Source organism: Aneurinibacillus danicus, assembly GCF_007991215.1.
In the GTDB taxonomy this organism is placed as follows: Bacteria; Bacillota; Bacilli; order Aneurinibacillales; family Aneurinibacillaceae; genus Aneurinibacillus; species Aneurinibacillus danicus.
In genome coordinates this window covers 1-22256 of sequence record NZ_BJXX01000100.1, presented here as the reverse complement: position 1 = coordinate 22256, position 22256 = coordinate 1, and the positions used below count along the sequence as shown (strand labels likewise).

The window sequence follows — 22256 nt, the reverse complement described above, 5'->3', positions numbered from 1 at the left end:
GCAGGACAGCCGTCAGTATTTTTACGCACAGGACACAAGTGCGGATATACTGGCGGCTGTTTTTTATTTGCTACACATAACGAGGAGGCGAGGAAATGGCGACAGTACGAGACGTAGTGAAAGCATTGGATGATATCACCGGAGGACGGGTTCTATGCCGGCCTGAGGATGTAACGCTTGGCAGGCATCCGTTTATGATTATGAAATCATCCGGTATTCCTGGTAAGGAAGTAATTGAGACACCCGGGCTGGTATACGGGGACCCGAACTGGCCGGTGAGGAAGGTAGCAGTAGCGATGACGCTATCCGAACAGGACATTGAGCTGGCACAGGCCACCGGTGTCGATGCAATTATCGCCCACCATCCGATTGCGGATGCAGCCAGCTCAGGAGGGGTTACACTCAAGCACTACCTGGATTTATACGGAATTGCGGTACTGGAACTACATGAGGCGTTCCATGGTCTGCATCCCGGTATTCCCGCACTGCACGGTCATGAAGTGTATTACGTGAACACGCATTTTGGCGGGTTGGAAGGTAACGTGCTGTATACGGGTATGGCTTTACCCGGAATAAAGACGTTAGGAGACATTATTGTACGGCTGTCTGGATATATGGGATACGAACAAGATGACGCTCTGCTGGAAAATGAGCGAATCGTCTACGGATCGTCCCTGCTGCAGGAAAGCGGGCAGGCGACCCGGGCCAGAATCGTACTGGGTGAAAGAAGCACGCCGGTGAAGCATATTTTGCATATTTTTCCGCATACGGGATTTACCGCTGAACATCTTCGCGAGGCTGTCCGCCTGTTTCCTGATGCCGATACAGTTATTGCTTCGATCAGTCGGTTGCGTCCCGGACATCCGCTGATTCAAACCGCAAAGGAACTTGGACTGAACATGATGTTCGGTAATTCGCACGCGTTGGAGATTTTCGAGAATGGACTCCCGCTTGCCTGTGCGTTGGACAAGCTACTTTCCGATGTGGAAGTGGCCGTGTTTCGTGAACGGGTAGTGTCGATGCCCCTTCAGGCTGCGGGCTGTACAGCTATCCGCACATACGGACAGGAAATGGCGCTGTCCCATCTGGTTAGGAAAGTCCCTGTATAACCCGTATTTATTATGTTTAATCATAAGGAGGAAATCACATGTCCAAACCAGCGGAACAATTGCGTGAGATCGTCGATTTAGGAGCGGGAACTGAACGGGTAGGGAGGGCGGCAGAGCGAAAGAATAGGGTTGGTCTGGTGATGGTAGCGCTACTTGGTATTCTCTTCGTGGTGGATCCAGAGATTATCGGTAACGCCTTCACCAGCATGTTAGATAAGGTTAAGCCGATTGTGGTGGATGTGTTTCTGATGGGAAATGTCGGCGTATCGATTGTATTGAGCGTAATGATTGGACGTGCGTTGGAGCGGATGGGCTTTACGGACGCATTGGTCCGGTTATTCGTACCGCTAACCAATAGAATCAAGGTCAATCCTTCGGTCGTTATTCCAGGCGTATATAATATTTTGGGCGATATTAACGCTGCAGGACGAATTGGCGGTCCAATTCTGAAACAAGCTGGAGCAACAAGGGACGAGCAGTGTATCGCGATTGCGACCATGGTACAATCGCAGCAATCGTTCTCCTGTTTCATGCTTGGTCTAATCGCGCTTTCCATCGCGGGAATTAACGCGCTTCCTATTGTAGCACTTGCAATATTCGCGCCGCTGGTCGTCGTACCGTTCGTATTAAGCCGGACAATTTACCGGAATACACGGGCGGTGGCGCTCAAAGACCTGCCGAGTTTTACGCCGCAGACGCCGGTGTTCCAAACGATTTTTCAAGGGGCACGTGAAGGGGCGGAGCTGCTGTTCCTGCTGGTGATTCCGGCGATTGCGGTCATCTATAGCTTAATCGGACTGCTGGATTACGCAGGGGTATGGAAACCTTTCGAACAATCGTTGTCCGCTTTCCTTGGCGTTATCGGCGTACATCCGGCGACGGGAATTACGGCCATCATGGCATCTCCTACCCTTGCCATGGGCCAGCTCCAGGAAATCGCCGCAAACATTGACCCAAGACTGGTTGTCGGCGCCTTCGTACTGGCCGCATCCGGTTTGCCCCTGTCAGATGTTCTGGGGCAAATTCCGGCTATTTGGTCCACCAACTCGGATCTAACGGCGAAAGAAGCACTGACAGCCGCCATTATTGGAACGATCATGCGGTTTGTAACCGTAGCCGTCATTGCGTTCGGACTTACGCCGCTGCTGGTATAACGCCGATACGCATAATCATCGGTATGCACGAAGATACTAAGCGGGCATGGGGAGCCGTTAAATGAAAGGAAGCCAGACTCAACATGAGCCTGGCTTCCTCGTGTGCGTTATCTTATCCTTTGAACATTTGTGTAAACATCTTGCCGTACGGGCCGCCATCCACGATGCCGATACCTACTTCGGTAAACGCCGGGTTCAGGATGTTTTTGCGGTGTCCGTCAGAGTTCATGAGGGACTTATGCGCACCTTGTACGGAAGAATTACCCGCGATGTTTTCCCCTGCCGTACGGTATTGAACTCCATACTTGTTCATCATGTCGAACGGAGAGCCGTATGTCGGGGATTGATGGCTGAAATAGTTTTTATCAATCATGTCTTTTGACTTCATACGAGCAAGCTTTTGCAGTTCCATGTTAATCTTCAGCGGAGCCAGTCCTTGCTTCGCGCGTTCCTGATTGACAAGGTCAAGCATCTGTTTTTCATCGGCAGTCAGGCCCTGTGTTGCGGATTTGCTATCTACAGGTGCTTGAGCTTGAGTAGGAGCGTTTGTTTGTGCGGGTTTCGCTGCAGGTTGTGTCTGCTGCCCTACCGCAGGTTTTTGTACTTGTTGAAAGTTCGGTTGAATTCCCGCTTTCAGACATTGCTGCTTAAGCTGCTCGAAACTTGGCTTCACGCCTGCTTGCTGACACTGCTTCAGGTACTGGTCTACTAATTTTTGCAGATTGAATGGTGTTATGCCGCCGCTTTGCGTGATAGGCTTAACAATCACCGGCGTCGGACATTCATTCGCTGCTTGTGTTACTGAGAAGCTTGCTCCCAGCAAGGATGTGCATAGTACGGATGCTGCGATAATCTTTTTCATGTCATCACTCCTATTGTCTTGTAATCTAGCAAATTGCCGTGACCTCATTCATCGTAACATAGAATTCTGGGGAAAAGACCTGGTAATGTTTTCATACGGTGATGTTTTGTCGGCGGACTTTTGCGGTACGAAGGAAAAGAGAGAAGAGAACGAGGAGATGATTTTAATGGGAAAAAGGCGAACGCCTTTTTCTTACATGGATCTTTTTTCCTCTTTCTCTCCTTCTTTCCTCACAGTTTTCATAGAAAAAGGACAGACATATTTTTGCTCCTTCCTTCGTATCTCGACTCCTATTTCCAGGCTTCGTCACATACAGTAATAAAAACGCAAAACGAAACGCTGGAGCGATTCGGGGTGAGAGAATGAAGTCGACGGGTCAGACTACCACCGGCAACCAGATTAAAGTGGTGTTTCGCAATGACAATCCAAGGCCTGCGAGCCGTGAACAAATCATCAGTTCGCGCATGGAGAAGTCGCTTGAAAGAGAATCCGGCGCGCTAAAGGAACTGGAAAGCCTGGTCGGGCTGGATGAAGTTAAGAAGCTGGTGTACGAAATCTACGCGTTTTTAACCATTCGTAAGCTGCGGGAAGAACAGGGCCTGTATAACGCGCCGCATATGTTTCATATGGTATTTCGCGGCAATCCGGGCACAGGAAAGACGACGGTGGCCCGAATTCTCGGTAAGCTGTTTAAGGACATGGGGGTGCTTGAGAAAGGGCACCTTGTGGAAGTAGAGCGGGCGGATTTGGTCGGAGAATACATCGGGCATACCGCTTCACGAACGCGGGACATTATCAAGAAAGCGCTGGGAGGCGTTTTATTTATTGATGAAGCGTATTCGCTTGTTCGGGGCGGGGAAAAAGATTTCGGCAAGGAATGTATCGACACGCTCATTAAGAGTCTGGAAGACGACCGTAAACAACTTATTGTCATTTTAGCCGGCTATAATGAAGAGATGGATTCGTTTCTCGCATCCAATCCCGGTCTGCCGTCCCGTTTCCCGATTAAGCTCGATTTTCCCGATTATACGACCCAACAACTGCTTGATATTGCGGATGCGATGTGTAAGGAACAAGCGTACTATTTATCATCGGGAGCCCGCTTTCTGGTTCGCAGACAGTTAACGAGCGAACAGGAGAGGGGCACAGAGCATTTCAGCAACGCCCGCTTCGTGCGGAACATGATCGAGAAAGCGATTCGCCAGCAGGCCATTCGCATTGTCACTGACCATGTAGCGCATGAGGTAAACCGGGATATGCTGATGGAATTAAGAGCGGAAGATTTTGAGAAAGAATAAATAAGAACTTCCAAAGACACTGTTCTCCTATACTGGAGCAGGAGAAAATGCGGGAAGCCATGTGGGGATGTTGTGCGAGATGAAAGGGTGATATTCCCTCCATTGTAATCGAGGAAAAACGTGCGGGGCGTGTGCTGGCCGTTGCTTTTTCCGTGTGGAGCGTGTGGCCTGAAGGGAGGGAAAAGACCGGCAATGGTCTCCCTTCCCATTTTTGAAACACACGGTGGCCCTTTCGTTATTGATTTAGCTTTTTCACCAACAACTCTACCTTCTGTTCAGCCTGTTGCGCCCGCTTTATGCCTTCCATAACCTTGGCAGGTTCGGCGTTTTTCATTCCCTCCAATTGCAACGTCAATCCCTCCCGGTACACCATAAGGATGGACTCATACTCGTTTTTTTGTTTCTGGAGATCGGCATTATCGGGATGAAAGTCATTATGCATTGTGTTCCATAAGTAAAGCATCTCCTGCCGCGCCGTGTCGATGCTTTCTTGCGCTTCGATGAATTCGTCGTTGTGCTGCATTTCTGTAAGTATTGCCTGCAGTTCTCTGGCAATTGTTTGCGCCTGGGTTACGGATGCTTTGAAAGCCTGGAGAAAGGCTTTGTCATTGGAACTTAACGATGAGGAAGATAAGGAAGACGGGGATGCGTCTGCGGAAAATCCCGGCTTTTCCCCATTTACGTTTTGTATTTCCGCAGTTGTTGCTATTTCGCTTGTTTTCTTTATGGCGCATCCGGCAGAAAGAACAGAAAGCAGGAGTAAAGCCACCGCTATTCTTTTTCTCTTGCTTGACATACGGGTCACCTCCTGCTTTCAGTATATGAGCTTGTCCGAGAAAGCATGAAAAACATAAGTAATCTTCGTAATTTTTTTTGCAACTATTGTCTGCTATTATCCGTATATATAGGTATAAAATTCCAAGCAAAAAGGAGAGGAAGGGGGATGTTGGAGCTCTATTGGGCATGTTTTATCATTGGAGTGGTCTTTGCGCTTGTTACGATTCTAGCAGGTGACATAATTGACAATGCGCTGGATGGGCTGCTCGACTTTCTGCATCTGGACGGCGTACATACGCTGCGTCCGCTGGTAGTCATCGGTGGATTGGCCGGATTTGGCGGTACCGGTATCGTATTAACCCAGCTTCTATTGGTGGGGCAAATGGTCATCCTTGGTGTTTCGCTTGTGCTCGGGATTCTTCTTGCGGCTCTTATGTATGTTATCTTTGTCAGGCCGATGCGAAATGCGGAAAGTACGACCGGATTTTCTCTACGGGAGTTAAACGGACGCTTAGGAGAAGTCATTACAACGATCCCGGGCCAGGGCTGTGGCGAGGTGCTGCTGAAAGTTGGGACAGGACATACAAACCAGATTGCTGAAAGTGTTACACACAAAGAAATTCCAAGCGGGACACGGGTTGTGGTCATCGATGTAGGAAAAGACGGTACCCTGTACGTGTCTCCGTTTGAAGAAAACTAGCACAAGGGGAGGGCCTCTGATGTTGTTCGGTTTTGGTGTTTTATTTGTTCCGATTGTAGTTGTCGCGGTTTTGCTGCTGCTCGGCCTGGCGTTCTGGGCCCGGTATAAAACGGTAGGGCCGGATGAAGCGATGATTGTGACTGGCTCGTTTCTTGGCAGCAAAAATGTCGTCACCGACGATTCCGGCCGCAGCATTAAGATTGTTCGCGGCGGCGGGGCGTTCATCCTGCCGATTTTTCAGAATGCTGAATTTATTTCTTTACTGTCGCACAAACTTGATATCTCCACTCCCGAAGTGTATACCGAGCAGGGCGTGCCTGTCATGGCAGATGGGGTGGCCATTATTAAAATCGGTAGCTCGATTGAAGACGTATCGACCGCAGCCGAGCAATTCATGGGCAAACCGATTGAAGCGCTCAAAAGCGAGGCGCAGGAGGTGCTAGAAGGTCATCTGCGGGCCATTTTAGGCTCCATGACCGTGGAAGAAGTGTACCGCAACCGGGACCGTTTCGCACAGGAAGTGCAGGGGGTAGCGGCGAAAGATTTAAAGAAGATGGGCTTGCAGATTGTCTCGTTTACGATTAAAGACGTACGGGATAAACATGGTTATCTGGACGCGTTGGGACGTCCGCGCATCGCAATGGTCAAACGTGACGCCGATATCGCGGAAGCGGAAGCGGTGCGTGATGCTCGGATTAAAAAGGCGCTGGCAGAAGAAGAAGGGCAGAAGGCGGAACTGCTGCGCGATACGAATATTGCGGAAGCGACCAAGGCAAAAGAGTTGAAAGTCGCCTCCTTCAAAAAAGAGCAGGATATGGCCCGTGCCGAAGCCGATCAGGCGTATTTCATTCAGGAGGCGCGTTCGAAGCAATCGGTAGTGGAAGAGCAGATGAAGGTCGAGCTGGTCCGCAAAGAGCGCGAGATTGATCTAGAAGAAAAAGAAATTCTGCGCCGCGAGAAACAATATGACGCGGAAGTGAAGAAAAAAGCGGATGCCGACCGCTATGCGGTGGAGCAGGCTGCGGAGGCGGAAAAAGCGAAACGGATGCGGGAAGCGGATGCCCACAAGTACCGGATCGAGACGGAAGCGAAAGCGATGGCGGAACAGAAGCGCCTGGACGGCCTGGCCATTGCCGAAGCGGAGCGCGCCAAGGGTGCAGCCGAAGCGGAAGTCATACGCCTGCGCGGGTTGGCGGAAGCGGAAGCGAAAGAAAAGCTGGCCGAAGCGTTCCAGAAGTTCGGCGAGGCTGCTGTGCTTGATATTATCGTGAAGATGCTGCCGGAGCTGGCGGGCAGGATTGCCGAGCCGATGGCGAACATCGAGAAGCTGACGGTGGTAGATACCGGAAATGGGGCCGGCGCGACCCGCGTCAGCAACTATGTAACCGAGCTTATGGCAACGGCGCCGCAGATGGTAAAAGACGTCTCCGGCATCGATATCGAGCAATTGGTTGAGAATTTGACAAGGAAGAAGGAAACGGCACCGCCTTCGCTTCGTGACCTTAAAGAGGAACGAAGCTTGGATACGGGAATAGACGGAATAAGAGAATAAAGGAGAAAACGGCCATTCTCCCGGTGAAAATCCAGGAAGAGTGGCCGTTTTTGTTAGCGTGGGGGATACGTTGCCACCTGGTTAAGCGGATAGCTGTATTCGATCGGCTCATCAAATGTAACATAGTCCAGGTATACCATAAGCAGAACATACCGCCTGCCGGTTTGGGGATCGCTGATAATAATATGGTCGCGCCCTGCCGCCTCAACTACGCCGGTGAATACTTTCTTCTCTCCGCCCTCAAATGTCATATGAACTGTTGCGGTCTTTCCTCTATTTAAACGAAGAATATTTTCGATGTATGATTGTTCGGTTGGAAGCATTGCCTGCGAACCAGCTGCCCCCGGAGCTCCCGGCGTAGCCAGGGGCGTCATGGATTGGCCGCCGGCGGGAATTTGAGGAGGGGATGCCGCCCCCTGACCCTGCGGTGTACTCTGCTGCATTTGATAGCCGGGATAATAGTACTGCGGATATCCGGATGAAGTGTAGACATAAGGATTATACATTCTATTTCCTCCCTTAATACGTTTTAATATACGCGCGGGCAATCTTCCCCGCTTGGCCGGTAGAAGCAGTGCGCTTTAAACCGTCCTGCATTCCACTGGTTATACCACTGCGGGGGACAATCGCCTGGCGGCTTAAAAAACCATAGAGCGTTTGTGGCAGGGTGGAACCGTTCCCCGTTTATGTTTCTTTGCGCCAGGCGAATTTCTTGTGGCCTGGCCCGTTGATAAAAGTATCCTTTCTGTGTGGCCTCAAAGCCGCCGGGGGATTGAAATACCATCTGCTCAATTGTTCGGAGATCCTTAAAGTCAAGACAGTTGGCAATTACACGGTTCACTCCGACATTGCCCACCATCAGCATGCCCAGAACGCCTTCGCCTTCCGCCTCTGCACGTATCAGCCTTGCCAACAATTCCACATCTTTTCTAGTTGCGGGTACGACCGCCAACACTCTCACCTCCTGCTACACTACTCATCATATTAAGTGGGCTGTTTTTGGTGATTTGCCCATTGAAAAATAATTTGTAAAAGAGGGTGTACGGGAAGGAAACAGGTTACGTTTCGTCGAGCAAGCACAGGGCCGGATAAATATTTGGAAATAATTTTATAGCGTTTTTATACATATAAAGGAAAATGGTGATGAAAGGGAAAATATGAACACTAGAAAAAGACGATTTTCAATAAAAATTTTGTTGACACATACATATAAGGGGTATAGTATATAAATGAAAAGGAAGGCGGAACAAGAGACGGGGGAGGAGCTTTGATATCAGCGAATTTTTTTGTTAGGCATCTTTAATAGGAGCGCCAGGGTACAATTGCATGCGATGTAGGGGTATGCTACAGTGAAAGTAATCTTGTACAAAATATCTTTTTGATCTACATGTACTGTACGTATGTATAGTATAGGAGGCGATAACAATGTCTGAAACGAAACAAACCACGCTTCAAATCAGCGGTATGACCTGTGCCGCTTGCGCAAACCGGATTGAAAAAGGATTAAACAAGCTGGAGGGAGTAACGGAGGCGAATGTTAATTTTGCCTTGGAAACCGCACATGTTGAGTATACCCCTACCGAGCTATCTGTAGATGAGATAGTCCGCAAGGTAGAAAAACTTGGGTATCAGGCAGTGCCGAAAGACGAAAAAGCAGAAGATAGCGGGGATTATCGCCAAAAAGAAATTGCACGGCAAAAGCGAAAATTTATTCTCTCGGCCATTCTTTCACTGCCGCTGCTGTGGTCGATGGTCGGTCACTTTTCTTTTACGTCATGGATATGGATGCCCGAACTGTTCATGAATCCGTGGTTTCAGCTGGCACTTGCTACACCGGTACAATTTATTATTGGAAGCCAGTTCTACATCGGAGCGTACAAAGCGCTGCACAATAAGAGCGCTAATATGGATGTGCTGGTCGCTTTAGGAACCTCGGCCGCGTATTTCTACAGCCTGTATCTTACCATTGAGTCGATCGGACGCCCGCACCATATGGTAGAGATGTATTACGAAACGAGTGCCGTGCTCATTACGTTAATTTTATTGGGTAAGCTGTTTGAGGCGCTGGCGAAAGGGCGTACCTCGGAAGCCATCAAAACGCTCATGGGCCTGCAGGCGAAAACGGCCCTGGTCATTCGGGACGGTCAGGAAATGACGATTCCCGTGGAAGAAGTCGCGGTAGGCGATACGATTGTGGTTCGCCCCGGAGAGAAAATTCCAGTGGATGGTGAAGTAATTGAAGGTCAATCATCTGTTGATGAGTCGATGCTCACGGGAGAGAGCATTCCAGTAGAGAAACAGGCGGGCGCGCATGTGTTTGGTGCTACGATTAACAAAAACGGTATTTTAAAATTAAAGGCAACCAAGATCGGCAAAGAAACAGCGCTGGCCCAGATTATTAAAGTCGTGGAAGAAGCACAGGGATCAAAAGCGCCGATTCAGCGGATTGCAGACAAAATCTCAGGCATTTTTGTTCCGATTGTCGTCGGCATCGCCGTCCTTGTCTTCCTTGTCTGGTACATCTGGGTAACGCCGGGCGATTTTGCGAATGCACTGGAAAAACTCATTGCCGTGCTGGTCATCGCATGCCCGTGCGCCCTCGGTTTGGCTACGCCCACTTCGATTATGGCCGGATCAGGACGGGCGGCGGAAGCAGGGGTTTTGTTTAAAGGCGGAGAGCACTTAGAGACTACGCAGCAAATCGATACGGTTGTGCTGGATAAGACGGGAACCGTAACAAAAGGAAAGCCGGAATTGACGGATGTTATTATGGAAGGGATAAAGGAAGAGGAATTCCTGCGTCTGGTGGGTAGCGCTGAGAAAAATTCGGAGCATCCGCTTGCCGAGGCTATCGTAGCCGGCATTATAGAAAAAGGAATTTCGCTTGCTTCAACAGATGAGTTTGAAGCAATACCGGGGTATGGCATTCGTGCTGTGGTAGAAGGACGAACGGTCCTGATCGGTACACGCAAGCTAATGGCCCGTTATGAGGTTGCCGCAGAACAGGCATTTGACTCGATGAACGATTTGGAGAGCAAAGGAAAAACAGCCATGGTCGTCGCTGTGGATGGACGCTACGCAGGGATTGTAGCGGTAGCCGATACGATTAAAGAAACATCAAAAGAGGCGATTGCCCGCCTCAAACAAATGGGCATTGAAGTCATTATGATTACCGGTGACAATCAGCGTACAGCCGAAGCGATTGCCGCTGAAACAGGCATCGATCGCGTACTGGCGGAAATACTGCCCGAAGGAAAAGCGGAAGAAGTGAAGAAGCTTCAAAATCAGGGTAAGAAAGTTGCCATGGTAGGAGACGGAATCAACGATGCTCCGGCGCTGGCTATGGCCGATATCGGTATCGCGATGGGCACAGGCACGGATGTGGCCATGGAAGCAGGAGATATTACATTGATGCGAGGCGATTTGAACAGCATTGCCGATGCCATCCACATGAGCCGTAAGACGATGACAAATATTAAGCAGAATTTGTTCTGGGCACTGGCATATAACTCGCTCGGCATTCCGATTGCCGCCGCCGGATTTCTTGCGCCGTGGGTAGCGGGAGCCGCCATGGCGTTGAGTTCAGTTTCCGTTGTGCTGAATGCGCTGCGCCTGCAGCGGGTGAAATTATAAAAAAGCAATAAGAATAACCTGATAAGGAGGTGAAACGATGGAACCGGTAGTGGAGCAATCAGGTAATACGGAGGAGCATGAAGCGTGCCAAAGAACGAGCCATCATTCCGAAAAAATGAAAAACAATTTGATCACGCGATTAAATCGAATCGAAGGGCAAATTCGTGGTATTAAAGGTATGATAGACAGAGATGTGTACTGTGACAATATCCTAAATCAAATCGCAGCCGTACAATCCGCACTGAATTCGGTAGGACGCCTCCTATTGGAAGGACATATGAAAAGTTGCGTCATTGAGCGCATCCAGGAAGGCGATAATGAAGTAATTGATGAGCTGTTAAAGACGATGAACAAATTAATGAAGTAAGCAAGGCTTGCTTTAACTATACTAACACATTGGAGGGAACAAATCATGCAAAACGTAACATTGAAAGTGGAAGGCATGTCCTGCAACCATTGCGTAAAAGCCATTGAGGGCGCGCTGGAGGAAATTGGCGCTTCCGGAAAAGTAAATCTTGCCGAAAAAACCGTTCAGGTAGAATACGACGAAAATAAAGTGAACGTGGAATCCATTAAAGAAGCCATCGAAGATCAAGGATACGATGTAGTTTAAAAAAATATCCCGTTATACAAACCCTCCTCAGATTGTCGCTGAGGAGGGTTTTCATACGCTTCTATTCTGCCATGCCGCCATTTTACGGCAGGCCCTAGCGCATCCTCTGCATGCCTCCATGCATGCCAGGTATTCCGAAATACATTCGTTCATTTGTTCAACTTTCTTCACAATTTCTCCATGCTTTTTTGCTTTTATAGTAGTGAAGCAGATACGAAAGGAAAGATAAAAAATGGCAGAACAGAACACGATTTTAATTGTGGATGATGAGCAGCAGATGCGTCGGCTTTTGTCACTGCATTTACAAAAAGCTGGATATGACACCGAAGAAGTCGCATCGGGGGAGCGTGCCCTGGAGGCGGTCACAAAAAAGACGTACCGCCTAATCCTGCTTGACATTATGATGCCGGGCATGTCCGGTTGGGAGGCATGCAGAAAGATTCGTCAGACATCTTCCGTGCCCATCATTATGCTGACTGCTCGTGACGAAGTGGCGGACAAAGTACAGGGATTGAAGTTGGGCGCCGATGACTACATTACTAAACCGTTTGAGAAAGAGGAGTTGTTGGCAAGGGTCCGGGCGCTTCTCCGGCGAAGCGAGCTAACGTATGCGTCGTCCAGGGCTTCTGCCAACAGTTTGCTTCAACATCGCGGCATTAAAGTGGACAAAAAGAGACGGGAAGCTTTTTATCAGGACGCTGCGCTTGTCCTGACCCGAAGAGAATATGACATTTTATATACGCTCATCAAGAATCCGGGTCATGTATTCAGCCGGGACGATCTGCTTTCGTTAATCTGGTCGGACCGCAATGTGGACGATTACCGGACCGTAGATACACACGTGAAGAACCTGCGTGAGAAACTCCGCAGTGCGGGAGCACCCGCTCATGACATTTTGAAGACGGTGTGGGGAGTGGGCTATAAAATTCAGTAAGGATGAGAATTATGCTTCAATCCATTCGCAATCGTGTGTCTACCAAAGTAGGATTATTATTGCTTGTTGTTTTTTTGTTCATCATTTTTTCGATGGGCGGAATCCTGTATTCGCTATTTCTTACCTTCTACCTTTCTCATATTACGGAGGAGCTGGTGCAACGTGGAAAAAGCCATGCCAACGTGCTAAGCGAACATTTTACCCCTACCACCATGAATCATGTGGCCCGCATGGAAAAAGGTTCGAATTATATGGTGGTTGTGCTTGATAGAAACAGAAACGTTATCGCAAATTCGGATACCATTACCTCTGCTCACCGCGAATACTTATCGGCCACAGGTGAGCACGGAGCGGAAGAAGAACTGGCGGTAGAAAAGGATTGGGATAAAAAGCCGTTCCTCGTGTCCCGTTCTTTGATTATGCAAAACGGCGAACCTGTCGGCGCCGTTGTCATGTTCAGTCCTACGGCTCCTATCCATCAGGCCGTGGAAGTGCTGCAGGGAATGCTTGTGATTACCGGCGCGATCACTGTTCTGGTGGTAACCGGCATTGTCTTTCTTCTTTCCCGGATGATCGTGCGTCCGCTTCTTCAGATAAAACAGGCGACCGGTGAAATCGCAGAAGGAAACTACTCCGTTCGTCTGCCGGTACAGGGTGGTGACGAGGTGGCTCAACTGGCGGCTTCCGTCAACTATATGTCAGACCGTATCGAATTTTACCAGAAGCAGCGCAACGAATTTTTGGCCGATATCGGTCATGAACTGCGAACGCCTTTGACGTATCTAAAAGGATACGCAGAAATCCTGCGGGATTCGTCGATGGATAGCGAGGAACAGCGCACTTATACAGAAATTATTTATGAGCAGAGCTCCCGCCTGCAGCGGCTGGTTCAGGATTTGTTTGATTTGGCCCGCCTGGAACAGGGAACATTTTCGTTTCAAGTAGAGCGTTTTCCGCTGGAAGAAGCGGTGACGGATGCGCTGACATTGATAGAGCCTTCCATGGATGAGAAGGGCATTGATTTATATTATGAAGGTCCCGATCAGCCTCTCATAATCAGAGGCGATCGGCAGCGACTTGGACAGGTGGTACTGAACTTGCTGGAGAATGCCAAACGGTACATCCCCGCGGGCAGCACGGTCCGGGTTCGAGTAAAGGAACATAAGGATGCGGCCTATATCGAAGTAGAGGACAACGGTCCGGGCATTCCTGAGGAGGAGCTTCCGTATCTTACGGAGCGCTTATATCGGGTAGAAAAATCCCGTTCCAAGGAGACGGGAGGAACCGGACTCGGACTTGCCATTAGCCAGGAAATTATTCGAAAACATAACGGCTCGCTCTCTATCGAAAGTGTGAAAGGAAGAGGTTCGACATTTATTGTGGGGCTGCCACTAAAAAAAGATGAAGAACTTTGATTTCATCATATTTTCTTCACAAATGCCGGGTATAGTATAGACAGACATTTTCCCAATATGAAGAGGTGAGAAGCAGCCATGATAAAAATTCCTTTGGTAAGATGGGCCGGTGTCACGCTGCTGGCTACTGGTGTACTGGTGGCTGGATGCAGTACGCAGGGAAGTGAACAGCAGCCAAAACCGGCTGCAGAGCAGACGCGGCAGGAGAGCGCAGCCGGAAAAGCGGATACGGCTCAGGCCATGCTTGCTACGAAAAATACTACACGCATTACGGGAGGTAGCGCAGAAGAAATCGCATTATCGGCTTCCAGGATGATTTGGCCCGCAACGGCGAACGGAACGAAGCCGAATGTTGTCCTGTTGGCTCCAAGCGACAACTGGCAAACGCAGCTGGTCGGACTGGATTTGGTGCATCATCCAAGTGATGGCCCGCTGCTTGTAACGGAAAAAGGCAAAGTATCGGAAGTGGTGCTGAATGAAATCAAACGTCTCAATCCGAAAGGAGCGCAGGACGGGACGCAGGTCATCACGATTGGGATGGAGGCAAACGCCGTAAAACAAATCACGGATGCTTCGCTTAAAGTAAAAGAAATCAAAGGCGAGACACCGGAAAAGATTGCGGCAGCCATTGATGAATATTACGCATCCGTCGACGGAGAACTGCCGCAATCGGTTGTCGTTTCTACGTCCGAAAAAGCGGAGTTTGCCGCACCTGCCGGCAGCTGGATTTCTCATATGCCGGAGCCGCTTTTGTATGTAACCAAAGACAAAATTCCGGCTGAGACCGAAGCCGCGCTGAAGAGACGGAACGGCAAAGCTAACATCTATCTGCTCGGGCCGGAAGACGCGGTGAGCAAACAGGTGGAAAATGATTTGAAAAAACATGGCAATGTTATCCGCATTTCAGGCAATGATCCGGTGGCGAACGCCATTGCATTTGCCAAGTATAAAGATGCCAAAACCGGATTTGGCTGGGGCATTACACAGCCGGGTCATGGCCTGGTTTTGGTAAATGTGGAGAACATAAGCAAGTCGCTGCCGGCCCTGCCGTTTGCACACCGCGGTAAGCATGCGCCGCTGCTGTTGACAGAAAAGGAGAAAGCACCGGAAACGCTGCTCACGTATCTGAAAGAATTGAAGCCGCTCTTTAAGAAAGAGCCGACTGAAGGGCCGTATAACCATATGTATATTGTCGGTGGCAGCGATTGGGTTTCCGATGAACAACAAGGGGATTTGGATCATCTGATTGAGATTGAGGCTGCGAACGGTAAGGGTCACGGTGGTCATGATAATATGAATATGGATCATAGCCAGCACGAATGAAGAGAAGACTGCTTAGAAACAAGCCAGGCGATTTTCTCTTTATGCATAAATGCAAAAAGGCCGGGAGAGCTTCCCGGCCTTTTTGGCTTTCGGCTTTGAAGAAAAACCGTTGACAAAAAATCAAATCTGTTTAATAATATACCCATAACCGTATATACCCTATGGGGTAATAAAGATAAAATAATCGAAACAGATGAAAAACAAGAAGAGGAGAAAAGAAGGATGAAAGTGGTAAACATGCTGACTCGGCGAGTATTGGAAAAACAAGCGCCTGCGAGTATTTGATGGCCCGGAGGCATATGACAGTGAAAAAAACTGCTGGGCGGGATGAATAGCTGGACCGGTAAAGTTGTGTGATAACAAACGATGAAAGCATGATGTATGACTTGATAGTAAGAGGGAGGGAGAGACTATGACACTTGGTTTAGCTATTACACTATTTCTTATCGGTTTTCTCGGCTCGTTCATCTCAGGTTTGGTTGGCATCGGCGGTTCCATTATTAAATATCCCCTGCTGTTATACGTTCCGCCGTTAGTCGGCGTGGCGGCCTATACGGCGCACGAAGTATCCGGCATTAGCGCGGTGCAGGTATTCTTCGCCACATTCGCCGGTGTCATGGCGCTTAGGAAGGAAAATGTGATTCACTATAAGCTTGTCGGCTATATGGGTGTAGCCATTATTCTTGGCAGCTTTGCCGGGGGCTACGGCGGCAAGTTTTTGTCGGCGGACGCGATTAACTTTGTCTATGCTATCCTGGCAACTATTGCGGCAGTCATGATGTTTGGGCCGAAGAAAGGTCTTGATGACATTCCGATGGAACAGGTAGCATTCAACCGTACTGTAGCCGTCATTTCCGCACTGATTGTCGGCGTGACATCCGGGATTGTCGGGGCAGCCGGGGCCTTTATTCTTGTGCCGATTATGCTCATCATCTTGAAAATCCCGACGAGAATTACGATTGCTTCGTCGCTTGCGATTACATTCATCTCATCCATTGGAGCGACAATAGGAAAAGTAATGGCGGGGGATGTGCTGTTCTGGCCGTCAGTTATCATGGTAATCGCCAGCATGCTCGCAGCGCCAGTCGGTGCGAAGCTGAGCACGAAGGTCCATGCGAAAGTGCTACGCGCCATTTTGTCCGCATTAATTGTCGGTTCCGCCATTAAAATCTGGCTGGATATTTTAGCTTAAACCTTAAATCTTTAAAAATATAAAGGAGGAATTTACATGGAAGTTAAAGCGATTAGCGCAAAAGAACTGCATAACAACATCAACAGCGGGCAACCCATATTCATTCTAGATGTACGAAACACGGAGGACTACAACGATTGGAAGATTGAACATAAGCATCTGACCTCGGTGAACATTCCGTACTTTGATTTCCTTGATGACAATGAGGACATTTACCATTCGTTGCCGAAGGATACAGAGATTGTCGTTATCTGTGCCAAGGGCGGCAGCGCCAAAATGATTGGGGAGATGCTTGCGGAACGTGGCTATCATGTGAGCTACCTTGAGGAAGGCATGCTGGAGTGGAGCCAGTTTTATCACCCGGTGACGGTAACAGAAGACAAAGACATGAAAATAATTCAAGTGAACCGTCTTGCGAAAGGTTGTTTGTCGTACATGATTATCTCTGACGGAGAAGCGATGGTCGTTGACCCGGGCCGCCACTTTGAGGAATACCTAAAGCTGGCTGAGCAGGAGCAGGTGAAAATTACGCGCATCGCGGATACCCATCTGCATGCCGACCATATTTCCGGTGGTCCGGAACTTGCTAAGCGTACAGGTGCCGTATATTATATCTCCCGCAGCGAGATGCAAGGAGCCGATGAAATTCCGTACGAGCCACTAGAAGATGATCAGAAGATACAGGTAGGAAATACCCAGGTGAAAGTCGTGGCGATTCCGACACCGGGCCATACCCCAGGCAGCGTATCCTTCCTGGTGAATGATCGATATCTGCTGTCCGGCGACACCATTTTCGTAGGCGGGATCGGGCGTCCGGACTTGGGCGGCAAGGCACGTGAATGGGCCCAATCTCTGTATGATACAGTGTTTACCCATATTGCCAATCTGTCCGATAGTACATGGGTGTTACCTACGCATTATGCGCACATTAAGGAAATTAATGAAGAGGGCGTCGTCGTCGCGCGTCTCGGAGATATTCGGGCCAACAATGAGGTTATGCGTACAGAAAACCGTGAACAGTTCACGGAAATGGTAGCCGGCGCATCCGGTGCCACACCGCCGAATTATGAAGAGATTATACAGATTAATCGTGGAGTCGTTCATGTGGCGGACGAAGTGGCCACCCAGCTTGAAATCGGGCCGAATCGCTGCGCTGTCCATCATTCATGAGAAATGTGCATCCTTCTATTAGGATAGCTTATTTATAACATTCGTAAAGGAGAGGTTTATTATGACAAAACGAGTAGCCATCATCGCAAGCAACGGAGGTATGTTTGACGCTTACAAAGTATTCAACATCGCAACGGCGGCTGCCGCAACCGATGCGGAAGTAGCCATTTTCTTCACATTCGAAGGTTTAAATCTTATCCATAAAGATGCGCATACCCAATTGCCGATGCCGGCAGGCAAAGAACACTTTGCAGAAGGATTCAAGGCAGCGAACGTGCCGAGCATTCCGGAACTATTGAACATGGCATTGGAAATGGGCGTAAAAGTAATCGCCTGCCAGATGACAATGGACGTCATGAACCTGAAGAAAGAAGATTTTGTCGATGGTATTGAAGTAGGTGGAGCTGTAACCTTCCTGGACTTTGCATATGATGCCGACGTTACGCTGACATTCTAAAAAAATGCGGCAAAAATACAATGAGGAGGAGACACAATGAGTGCATATACCGTGGATAAAACGCTGGACTGCAAAGGGCTGTCCTGTCCGATGCCGATTGTCCGGACGAAAAAAGCGGTAGAAGAGATGAAGGCAGGCGAAGTGCTGGAAATCGTCGCCACAGATCCGGGTTCGGTAGCGGATGTGAAAAGCTGGGCGATCCGCACCGGGCACCAGTTCCTCGGCACCGTAGAGGAAGACGGGACATTTAAACATTATATCCGGAAAGCCGATCCGGAGGAGGCAAAACCGGAGAAAAAACATCCGGATATCGTATCGAATGATGAATTGCAGAGCAAACTCATGGAGCAGCCGGTCATTCTCGATGTGCGTGAGCCAATGGAATATGCATTTGGCCATATTCCAGGTGCTAAGCTGATTCCCTTTAGCCAATTGGAGGAGCGGCTGGCCGAGCTTGCCCCGCACAAAGATGAGGAAATTTATGTTGTCTGCCGTACGGGGAACCGGAGCGATATGGCGTGCCAGCTGCTGACGGAAAAAGGGTTCAAACAAGCGAAAAATGTGATGCCCGGCATGTTAGGATGGGAAGGTCCGATAGAGAAACAAGCAAATAATTAAGTAAGGAGGAGAGTATATATGAATGCAGATATCGCAGTAGACGCCAAAGGGCTATCCTGCCCGATGCCGATTGTCAAAGCGAAAAAAGCGATCGACGGCCTTGCGAGCGGTCAGATTATGGCGTTAGAGACGACCGATAAAGGCTCGGTAAACGATTTTCAGGGCTGGGTTAAACAAACAAATCATGAACTGCTGAAGATGGAAGAAGACAACGGCGTATACCGCTTCTTCGTAAAAAAATCGTAATGGAGGGAAAAGAGAGAAGAGATCAAAGGAATGGTTTTCGTTATTGAAGAAATTCTTTTGTAGAGGATTTGAACTGGTAATGAAAAAGGCACCAAAGCATGGGTGCCTTTTTTTGTGTCATAAGTAAGCGGTAAAAGGATGATTTTTGTATCAACCTCTTTCTCTATACACGTTTCCAATGGCACTCGATATCCTGTTACGAATGCAGGCCGCTTTTTGTTATATAAACTTAACCTGAAAAGTTGTATAATGAATTTGATGAACAAACTGAATGGACAGGAAGAAGGAGAAAAGAGTGCCATTTTTACGCTTTAAAGGATTTGAAAAAGATTTTCTGAAAAAGATTTCTCCCGAAGTGATAGAAAAGTTTTCCCGTATTGTGAGCATCCCGAAAGAGATTATAAAAATTGAACTACTCACTGTTGAAACTATAACGGAAACTCCTTTATCCCTAGAAATATTCATGTTCCAAAGAGCGCAGGAAATACATGACGCTCTGGCTTCCGTGCTTCACGATATCCTAAGCGAGCATGGGTATAAAAATGTTCATATCTTCTTTGTTATGCTTAACCCTTCTTTTTATTACAAAGAAGGCAATCCTTTAAAATAGGCGAGTACACAGGAACGGTTCGAGCAATTGCCGCATACGATAGAGAGAATATCGATAAAATCTGCCGGTTTTCCGCGAAGGCGGATATTATCAATGAATCTGTAGAAAAGGTAGTGAATGAGAGTGGATCCTCTTTTCAGCGAGTTGGTCAAAACGCTGCAAACGGAACAGAGACAAGCAGAGCAGCGGGCTAATGAACTGTTGGACATATCGGATTATGTGGCAATTAAGCAAATAAAAAGAATCGCACAGAAGGAAACAGAGGGATGAAGCGATGGCTGCTAATCAGGTGGCACCATGGCTGGAGCTGTTATCATGCATGGCACGTTGAATTGTACCGGGCAGTGGGGCATAAGCCGAAGGAATCGGCCGAATTGGATCGCCATCTCGAACAGTTTACTCATCATGTAGAATACCTGCTGGTACTGAAGAAGAGAGACGTACATGGGACACAGCGCCGCATCTATTAAATAGGGCGATCTAGAACAAATCTCTTCTGAGTCCGGGAGAGGTCCTTTATTAAAAAATACAATAAATACAGTAAACACAAAGCAGCCGATTCATAATGTCGGCTGCTTTGTGTTTACTGAACGTAAGGCAGTGCTGTCTGTCTTCTGATGCTACGGCATATGAAGGCGGGACGGTTTCTCAGGTTTTTAAAGCCTCTAGCTAATGTGAAGACCGATGTTTCCGAAGTTATGGGTCTCTTGTAATCGATGCAGGGCTTGCCGCGCTTCTGATAGAGGAAAGTATTGATCGATTACTGGACGAATCTGGTGCTTTGTAATAAATTGGAGCATCTCTCGAAATTCTTCCTGGCTCCCCATCGTCGAGCCTAACAAGTTAAACTGTCCGTAAAAAAAGGAACGAAGGTTGAGTTGAATCTCATCGCCGGCTGTAGCGCCGAACGTGACAAGAGTGCCACCGGGCTTCAAGATAGTGAGGCACTTGTCAAATGTAGCCGCCCCCACGCTGTCGATTACGAGATCGACCTTGTCACCCTCTAACGCTTCCAGCCAATCCTGCCCGGTTTCAATGATGACGTCGGCTCCCAGTTTACGGATATGCTGCCGTTTTTCCTCGCTACGGGAGGCGACACAGACGCGTGCCCCCACCGCCTTTGCAAATTGAACAAGATAGGTCGCCACGCCGCCGCCCGCGCCCGGAATGAATACCGTCTGTCCGGATTGTACCCGGCCGCGAGTAAACAAAGCGCGATAGGCCGTCAATGCAGAAAGCGGCAGGACGCCGGCCTCTTCCCAACTGAGGTATGATGGCTTCGGCTCCACTTGATCGGCGGAGATGACGATGAACTCCGCAAACGTCCCGTGTGTCGGTGAGCCAAGGATTTCATAATTCGGCGGAGGCGCCGGTGTGTTTTTGAACCAATGAAGCGTCGGATTGATGATCACTTCATCACCCTGGTGAATACCATGAACATCTGGACCGATTTGATCAATCACCCCGGCACCGTCAGAACCTAAGATGATGGGTGGGTCCCCCTCTTTGCCCGCATGCAAGATACGGAGATCGCGACGATTTAGGCCGGCTGTTTTCAAACGAATACGCACTTGACCCGGACCGGCTGTCGGCTCTGGCATGTCCCTATATGCAGCTCCTTCAAATCCCGGCAACCCGTGGTGGATAAATGCTTTCATTTCGAATTACTCCTTCCAATTTTGTGAGAACGATTATAAGAGACAGTATACCATAATCTCCCTATACAGCAGCGGCTCACGGATTATTCGCTGCAGGTTGCCTGTATATTTGTTTTGTTATCTGGTTATCCTCTCTTTATCATCAGAATTATGTATTCGTATTCCGTTTCGCCCGTTGTGCTTCACTTGATACAGGTATATTATATAGGTCTTTTTTCATGATAACCGGATTTTTTGGATGAGAGCTACATGAATTTTATAAAGGGGAAGGTAACGGACGCTGATTTCTGTGCAGACGACGCCGGAGAGCGTAGATCAATTCCGAGAGAGTGTGGATGTGCTTTTGGGGGTGCAGATATAGACGCCAATCTTGTCCGAAGTAAAAGCCCTTCCGTGAGTAATAGGAAGGGCTTTTGCGTTTGCAATCTATTGTTGTGAAGGTTATTAGAGTGTGAGTCTATACCTCATTGCCGACTAACCGACAGCCATCTTTCTTCTTACTCCGTGAGCCTCCATATGGGTTCTGGGTTCGCCGACGACAGGCTCCTTCTCTTCCAGTCGGTAAGCGGGAAAGGAGAGATACCCGAACTCAACGATATCGCCGCATGTCTCGCAAATGTCTCCCATCAATTCTGCTTTTGCTGTGCGCTGTTGATTGTGACACAATGGACATTCCACTTTCATAACAACCTCCGTTTGGCATGTATTTGGGATAGAAATTACGCTACTTATTATCCCATGTCAGGTATGTAGATTTTGTCAAACGATAGGAGTATATTTCGTGAAAGCGTCTTCTATTTTTGTCGAATGTGTCAAAATTGTGAATGCTTGTGACAATGTTTAAGGCGCTGGTGGACGACCCACGTCTTAAAATCAAATCATGGGAAGGACGGTTGACTTTTGTGATACGAAGGAAAAGAGAGGAAAGAATGAGG

Annotated in this window: 25 protein-coding genes; 19 read left to right on the top strand and 6 right to left on the bottom strand. The window is 48.6% G+C overall.

Going from position 1 to position 22256, the window contains the following annotated elements; all coding sequences use genetic code 11:
• The first annotated feature begins 95 nt into the window (after nucleotides 1-95).
• Together ADA01nite_RS11555 and ADA01nite_RS11550 are read left to right on the top strand one after the other, a co-directional pair.
• Nucleotides 96-1109: a Nif3-like dinuclear metal center hexameric protein gene (locus tag ADA01nite_RS11555; RefSeq protein WP_146810123.1), complete on the top strand. Its 1014-nt coding sequence runs from the start codon at nucleotides 96-98 to the stop codon at nucleotides 1107-1109.
• A gap of 38 nt (nucleotides 1110-1147) precedes the next feature.
• Complete coding sequence (locus tag ADA01nite_RS11550) at nucleotides 1148-2263, top strand: hypothetical protein (protein ID WP_218029553.1); 1116 nt, start codon at nucleotides 1148-1150, stop codon at nucleotides 2261-2263.
• A 112-nt stretch (nucleotides 2264-2375) separates the two neighbouring features.
• Here the strand turns inward: ADA01nite_RS11550 and ADA01nite_RS11545 are convergent, their stop codons facing one another.
• The gene (locus ADA01nite_RS11545; protein WP_146810122.1) at nucleotides 2376-3125 is read right to left on the bottom strand and encodes a CAP domain-containing protein; all 750 of its coding nucleotides are present in this window, start codon (nucleotides 3123-3125) and stop codon (nucleotides 2376-2378) included.
• A 362-nt stretch (nucleotides 3126-3487) separates the two neighbouring features.
• Between ADA01nite_RS11545 and ADA01nite_RS11540 the strand changes: the two genes are divergently transcribed.
• The gene (locus ADA01nite_RS11540) at nucleotides 3488-4423 is read left to right on the top strand and encodes an AAA family ATPase (RefSeq protein ID WP_146810121.1); all 936 of its coding nucleotides are present in this window, start codon (nucleotides 3488-3490) and stop codon (nucleotides 4421-4423) included.
• 235 nt (nucleotides 4424-4658) lie between these two features.
• Here ADA01nite_RS11540 and ADA01nite_RS11535 read toward each other — a convergent pair whose 3' ends face one another.
• Nucleotides 4659-5219, bottom strand: a complete 561-nt coding sequence (locus ADA01nite_RS11535; RefSeq protein WP_146810120.1) for a hypothetical protein — start codon at nucleotides 5217-5219, stop codon at nucleotides 4659-4661.
• Between the two features lie 147 nt (nucleotides 5220-5366).
• On the opposite strand from ADA01nite_RS11535, the gene ADA01nite_RS11530 reads away from it, so the two are divergent.
• Both ADA01nite_RS11530 and floT read left to right on the top strand, forming a co-directional pair.
• A complete protein-coding gene (locus tag ADA01nite_RS11530) occupies nucleotides 5367-5900 on the top strand; it encodes an NfeD family membrane protein (RefSeq protein ID WP_146810119.1) in 534 nt (177 codons plus the stop codon).
• Between the two features lie 19 nt (nucleotides 5901-5919).
• Nucleotides 5920-7452 carry a flotillin lipid rafts scaffold protein FloT gene (floT, locus tag ADA01nite_RS11525; RefSeq protein ID WP_146810118.1) on the top strand — a complete coding sequence of 511 codons (1533 nt, stop codon included), beginning with the start codon at nucleotides 5920-5922 and terminating at the stop codon, nucleotides 7450-7452.
• Nucleotides 7453-7505: 53 nt separating this feature from the next.
• Here the strand turns inward: floT and gerQ are convergent, their stop codons facing one another.
• Together gerQ and ADA01nite_RS11515 are read right to left on the bottom strand one after the other, a co-directional pair.
• Nucleotides 7506-7958 (bottom strand): spore coat protein GerQ, encoded by a 453-nt coding sequence (gene gerQ / locus ADA01nite_RS11520; protein WP_146810117.1) that lies wholly within the window; start codon nucleotides 7956-7958, stop codon nucleotides 7506-7508.
• A gap of 23 nt (nucleotides 7959-7981) precedes the next feature.
• On the bottom strand, nucleotides 7982-8404 hold the full coding sequence (locus ADA01nite_RS11515; RefSeq protein ID WP_146810116.1) for a cell wall hydrolase: 423 nt from the start codon (nucleotides 8402-8404) through the stop codon (nucleotides 7982-7984).
• 473 nt (nucleotides 8405-8877) lie between these two features.
• Here ADA01nite_RS11515 and ADA01nite_RS11510 point away from each other — a divergent pair, with 473 nt between their 5' ends.
• The 14 genes from ADA01nite_RS11510 (at nucleotide 8878) to ADA01nite_RS11450 (ending at nucleotide 20133) form a co-directional block, all read left to right on the top strand.
• A complete protein-coding gene (locus ADA01nite_RS11510) occupies nucleotides 8878-11085 on the top strand; it encodes a heavy metal translocating P-type ATPase (protein WP_146810115.1) in 2208 nt (735 codons plus the stop codon).
• Between the two features lie 37 nt (nucleotides 11086-11122).
• Entirely contained in the window at nucleotides 11123-11452 is a 330-nt protein-coding gene (locus ADA01nite_RS11505) for a metal-sensitive transcriptional regulator (protein ID WP_146810114.1), read from the top strand.
• 45 nt (nucleotides 11453-11497) lie between these two features.
• Complete coding sequence (gene copZ / locus ADA01nite_RS11500; RefSeq protein WP_146810113.1) at nucleotides 11498-11698, top strand: copper chaperone CopZ; 201 nt, start codon at nucleotides 11498-11500, stop codon at nucleotides 11696-11698.
• 232 nt (nucleotides 11699-11930) lie between these two features.
• Nucleotides 11931-12632: a response regulator transcription factor gene (locus tag ADA01nite_RS11495; RefSeq protein ID WP_146810112.1), complete on the top strand. Its 702-nt coding sequence runs from the start codon at nucleotides 11931-11933 to the stop codon at nucleotides 12630-12632.
• 11 nt (nucleotides 12633-12643) lie between these two features.
• Nucleotides 12644-14047: a sensor histidine kinase gene (locus ADA01nite_RS11490; protein WP_170230243.1), complete on the top strand. Its 1404-nt coding sequence runs from the start codon at nucleotides 12644-12646 to the stop codon at nucleotides 14045-14047.
• A 78-nt stretch (nucleotides 14048-14125) separates the two neighbouring features.
• The gene (locus tag ADA01nite_RS11485; RefSeq protein ID WP_146810110.1) at nucleotides 14126-15370 is read left to right on the top strand and encodes a cell wall-binding repeat-containing protein; all 1245 of its coding nucleotides are present in this window, start codon (nucleotides 14126-14128) and stop codon (nucleotides 15368-15370) included.
• A gap of 412 nt (nucleotides 15371-15782) precedes the next feature.
• Nucleotides 15783-16562, top strand: coding sequence for a sulfite exporter TauE/SafE family protein (locus ADA01nite_RS11480; RefSeq protein ID WP_146810109.1), 780 nt, complete (start codon nucleotides 15783-15785; stop codon nucleotides 16560-16562).
• Nucleotides 16563-16598: 36 nt separating this feature from the next.
• Nucleotides 16599-17732, top strand: coding sequence for an MBL fold metallo-hydrolase (locus ADA01nite_RS11475; RefSeq protein ID WP_146810108.1), 1134 nt, complete (start codon nucleotides 16599-16601; stop codon nucleotides 17730-17732).
• A 61-nt stretch (nucleotides 17733-17793) separates the two neighbouring features.
• Nucleotides 17794-18189: a DsrE/DsrF/DrsH-like family protein gene (locus tag ADA01nite_RS11470; protein WP_146810107.1), complete on the top strand. Its 396-nt coding sequence runs from the start codon at nucleotides 17794-17796 to the stop codon at nucleotides 18187-18189.
• 36 nt (nucleotides 18190-18225) lie between these two features.
• A complete protein-coding gene (locus tag ADA01nite_RS11465; RefSeq protein WP_146810106.1) occupies nucleotides 18226-18807 on the top strand; it encodes a sulfurtransferase TusA family protein in 582 nt (193 codons plus the stop codon).
• Nucleotides 18808-18825: 18 nt separating this feature from the next.
• The gene (locus ADA01nite_RS11460; protein ID WP_146810105.1) at nucleotides 18826-19053 is read left to right on the top strand and encodes a sulfurtransferase TusA family protein; all 228 of its coding nucleotides are present in this window, start codon (nucleotides 18826-18828) and stop codon (nucleotides 19051-19053) included.
• Nucleotides 19054-19348: 295 nt separating this feature from the next.
• Nucleotides 19349-19663, top strand: coding sequence for a DUF1904 family protein (locus tag ADA01nite_RS11455; RefSeq protein ID WP_146810104.1), 315 nt, complete (start codon nucleotides 19349-19351; stop codon nucleotides 19661-19663).
• Between the two features lie 117 nt (nucleotides 19664-19780).
• The gene (locus ADA01nite_RS22065) at nucleotides 19781-19933 is read left to right on the top strand and encodes a hypothetical protein (RefSeq protein ID WP_170230242.1); all 153 of its coding nucleotides are present in this window, start codon (nucleotides 19781-19783) and stop codon (nucleotides 19931-19933) included.
• The gene (locus ADA01nite_RS11450; RefSeq protein ID WP_146810103.1) at nucleotides 19930-20133 is read left to right on the top strand and encodes a hypothetical protein; all 204 of its coding nucleotides are present in this window, start codon (nucleotides 19930-19932) and stop codon (nucleotides 20131-20133) included. The genes ADA01nite_RS22065 and ADA01nite_RS11450 overlap by 4 nt, the downstream gene beginning before the upstream one ends.
• A gap of 195 nt (nucleotides 20134-20328) precedes the next feature.
• On the opposite strand, the gene ADA01nite_RS11445 is transcribed toward ADA01nite_RS11450, so the two are convergent.
• Together ADA01nite_RS11445 and ADA01nite_RS11440 are read right to left on the bottom strand one after the other, a co-directional pair.
• Nucleotides 20329-21321 (bottom strand): zinc-binding dehydrogenase, encoded by a 993-nt coding sequence (locus ADA01nite_RS11445; RefSeq protein ID WP_146810102.1) that lies wholly within the window; start codon nucleotides 21319-21321, stop codon nucleotides 20329-20331.
• A 474-nt stretch (nucleotides 21322-21795) separates the two neighbouring features.
• Nucleotides 21796-22005: a hypothetical protein gene (locus tag ADA01nite_RS11440; protein ID WP_146810101.1), complete on the bottom strand. Its 210-nt coding sequence runs from the start codon at nucleotides 22003-22005 to the stop codon at nucleotides 21796-21798.
• Nucleotides 22006-22256: the final 251 nt, after the last annotated feature.